3 protein-coding genes are annotated in these 3,536 nt (G+C 68.9%); 1 reads left to right on the top strand and 2 read right to left on the bottom strand.

Going from position 1 to position 3,536, the window contains the following annotated elements; translation table 11 throughout:
- The coding region (locus tag ABNT58_RS16945) for an alanine racemase (protein WP_348754620.1) at window positions 1-335 on the bottom strand (335 nt) is incomplete at its 3' end.
- Window positions 328-1,656: a D-amino acid dehydrogenase gene (locus ABNT58_RS16940; protein ID WP_348754621.1), complete on the bottom strand. Its 1,329-nt coding sequence runs from the start codon at window positions 1,654-1,656 to the stop codon at window positions 328-330. The genes ABNT58_RS16945 and ABNT58_RS16940, both read right to left, overlap by 8 nt.
- Before the next feature lie 129 nt (window positions 1,657-1,785).
- On the opposite strand from ABNT58_RS16940, the gene ABNT58_RS16935 reads away from it, so the two are divergent.
- Complete coding sequence (locus tag ABNT58_RS16935; RefSeq protein WP_348754619.1) at window positions 1,786-3,324, top strand: sigma 54-interacting transcriptional regulator; 1,539 nt, start codon at window positions 1,786-1,788, stop codon at window positions 3,322-3,324.
- Window positions 3,325-3,536: the final 212 nt, after the last annotated feature.

Genomic DNA, 3,536 nt, shown 5'->3' with positions numbered 1-3,536 from the left:
CCGTGGGTCACGGCTTCCAGCTCGCTGCCGGGCAGCAGGCCGTGCATCACGAACAGCGTGGCATCGGCCGGCAGCAGCGGGCGCAGCGTCAGGCCTTCGTCCAGATGGGCGACGAAGAAGCGGCGGCAGCCCGCGGCATGCAGCGCCGTGGCCACCGGCGCGGCGCCCAGGCCGTAGGCATCGGCCTTGACCACGGCGGCGCAATCGGCGCGGCCATTGGCCTGCTGCTTGAGCAGCCGCCAGTTGTGCACGATGGCGGCCAGGTCGATGTCCAGCCAGGCACCGGCGTTCACCTGGGCGCGGCTGGCGCCGGGAAGGGCAGGGGTGTCATGCATAGCGGTCCAGGCCCATGCCTTCCATGTCGATCTCGGGCGCCTTGCCGCTCACCAGATCGGCCAGCACGCGGCCGGTGCCGGCCGCCATGGTCCAGCCGAGCGTGCCGTGGCCGGTGCTCAGCATCAGGTTCTGGTAGCGGCAGGCGCCCAGGATGGGCGTGCCGTCGGGCGTCATCGGGCGCAGGCCGGTCCAGAACTCGGCCTTGGCCACGTCGCTGCCGCGCGGGAACAGGTCGGTCAGCACGAATTCCAGCGTGCGGCGGCGGCCGGCTTCCAGGTCGAGGTTGTAGCCCGACAGCTGCGCCGTGCCGCCCACGCGGATGCGGCTGCCCAGGCGGGTGACGGCTACCTTGTGGGTCTCGTCCATGATGGTGGACTCGGGCGACAGCGCCGCATCGGTGATGGGCACGGTGATGGAAAAGCCCTTGACCGGGTACACCGGCAGCTGCAGCCCCAGCGGCTTGGCGATCAGCGGCGAATAGCTGCCCATGGCCAGCACATAACGGTCGGCGGTGAAGCGGCCGCGGCTGGTCTGCACGCCGGTGATCTGCGTGCCCGCATGCTCGATGGCCTGCACGCTGACGCCGAACTCGAACTTCACGCCCAGGCCGCGCGCCAGATCCGCCAGCCGCTGGGTGAACAGGAAGCAGTCGCCCGTCTCGTCGCCCGGCAGGCGCAGGGCGCCGACGAACTTGTCGGCCACGTCCTTGAGTGCCGGCTCGTACTGCAGGTAGCCGGCGCGGTCCAGCAACTGGTAGGGCACCTGGTACTGCTGCAGGATCTCCACGTCCTTGTCGGCGCCGTCCAGCTGCTTCTGGGTGCGAAAGAGCTGCAGCGTGCCCTGCGTGCGCTCGTCGTAGACGATGCCGGTGTCGGCGCGCAGCTGCTTCAGGCAGTCGCGGCTGTATTCGGCCAGCCGCACCATGCGCGCCTTGTTGATGCGGTAGCGTTCTTCGGTGCAGTTGCGCAGCATCTGCGCGCCCCAGCGCCACATGGCGGGGTCGAGCATGGGCTTGATGACCAGCGGGCTGTGCTGCATCAGCATCCACTTGATGGCCTTGATGGGCACACCGGGGCCGGCCCAGGGGGCCGAGTAGCCCGGCGACACCTCGCCGGCATTGGCAAAGCTGGTTTCCAGCGCGGGGGCGGGTTGGCGGTCGAGCACCGTGACTTCATGCCCGGCCTTGGCCAGGTAGTAGGCCACCGACACGCCGATGACACCGCTTCCGAGGACCAGGACCTTCATGGGGAGAGCACCTTTGGTTGGCCGGCCAGTCCGGCGATGGCTGGGGAAGCGCAAGCGGCGTGCCAATGTGACCATGCGAGGCGCATCAAGCACTTGCATGGGTCAGGGCTTCAGGGTGTATTGAAATCGAGACGACAGCAGGGCCGAGAGCGCCAGTTTGCGTGTAGATTTCATTCCACTGTCACGTTTTCATTCCACCTGCCCATGCGCCTGAAGATCACCTTTGTCGACCGTGTCGGCATCGCTCAGCAAATCCTGGCGGTGCTGGCCGCCCGCGCCCTGGACGTGGTGGCGGTGGAGGTCGATCCGCCGCAGATCTACCTCGAAGCGCCGGGCCTGCAGCCCGCCGCCTACCCGGCGCTGCGCAAGGCCTTGCTGGCCGAAGTGCCCGGCGTGCAGCAGGTGGAAGAGCTGCAGATGCTGCCCGGCGCCCGCCGCCGGCTGTACCTGGATGCGTTGCTGGCCTCGTTGGCCGACCCGGTGCTGGCGGTGGATGCACAAGGCTGCGTGGTGGTGGCCAACCCCGCCGTTGCGCAGGCCAGCGGCCAGCCGGTGCAGGCGCTGCAAGGCCAGCCGCTGCAGGCACTCACGGGCGATGCGCAGCTGGCGCAATCACTGGTGGACCACGACTACAAGCTGCCGGTGGCCGAGGTACAGGTGGGCGGCCAGGCCTACCTGATGGAAACCGTGGCGCTGCATGAGCCCGGCGGTGGCGTGGCCGGGGCGGTGATCACGCTGCACGCGCCGCAGCGGCTGGGTGAGCGGCTGAGCGCGCTGCACAACTACAGCGCCGGTGGCTTCGAGACGCTGCTGGGCCGCTCGGCCGCCATCCGTCAGCTCAAGCAGCGTGCGGCGCGCATGGCCTCGGTGGATGCGCCCTTGCTCATTCGCGGTGAAACCGGCACCGGCAAGGAACTGGTGGCCCATGCCTGCCATGCCGGCAGCCGCCGCCATGCGCAGCCTTTCTTCGCGCTCAACTGCGCGGCGCTGCCCGAAAGCCTGGCCGAGAGCGAGCTGTTCGGTTATGCGCCCGGCGCCTTCACAGGCGGGCTGCGGGGCGGCCGACCCGGCATCCTGGAGCTGGCCGACGGCGGCACGTTGTTCCTCGATGAGGTGGGCGAGATGTCGCTGTACCTGCAGGCCAAGCTGCTGCGCTTTCTCAACGACGGCAGCTTTCGCCGCGTGGGCGGCGACCGCGAGCTGAAGGCCGATGTGCGGCTGATCAGCGCCACCCACCGCAATCTCGAAGACATGGTGGCCGCCGGCAGCTTCCGGCAGGACCTGCTGTTCCGCCTCGATGTTTTGCAGCTGGCGGTGCCGCCGCTGCGCGAGCGCACCGAAGACATCCTGGTGCTGGCCCAGGTGTTCCTGGAACGCGCCTGCACCCAGGCCGGTCGCCCGCCCGCGCGCCTGAGCCGCGCCGCCACCCATGCGCTGCTGGGCAACCCGTGGCACGGCAATGTGCGCCAGCTGCAGAACGTGATCTTCCGTGCCGTGACGATGACCGACGCGGCCGTCATCGACGCCGGCGACCTGGAGCTGGCCGACGCCGCCACCGCCGCGCCACCGCCCACCGACGACGACAGCATCACCAGCCTGGACGATGCCGTCTCGCGCTACGAGCGGGCGCTGCTGCAGCGGCTGTGGCCGCAATACCCCTCCACCCGCCGTCTGGCCGAGCGGCTGGGCACCTCGCACTCGGCGATTGCGCAGCGGCTGCGCAAGTACGGCATTCCGGGGTGAGCGTCTCGTCATCGAAATCTTGACGATGCGGGCCAATCTAATCACTATCTTGGCGACTTCACAGTTTTCTTGGCTGGGCCGCCGCCTTCTACGTGCCTGACCCGATCGGTTACCGCTGGCTCGCCGAACGCTACGCGGTCGTCGCCGTTCAGCCCTTCCGCACCACCAGCACGATTGGCAAGTCGCGTGCGACGGTGCGTGAAAACGGGTAT

The organism is uncultured Aquincola sp., from assembly GCF_964001545.1.
Lineage (GTDB): Bacteria > Pseudomonadota > Gammaproteobacteria > Burkholderiales > Burkholderiaceae_C > Aquincola.
This window is presented reverse-complemented; position numbering and strand designations above follow the sequence as displayed.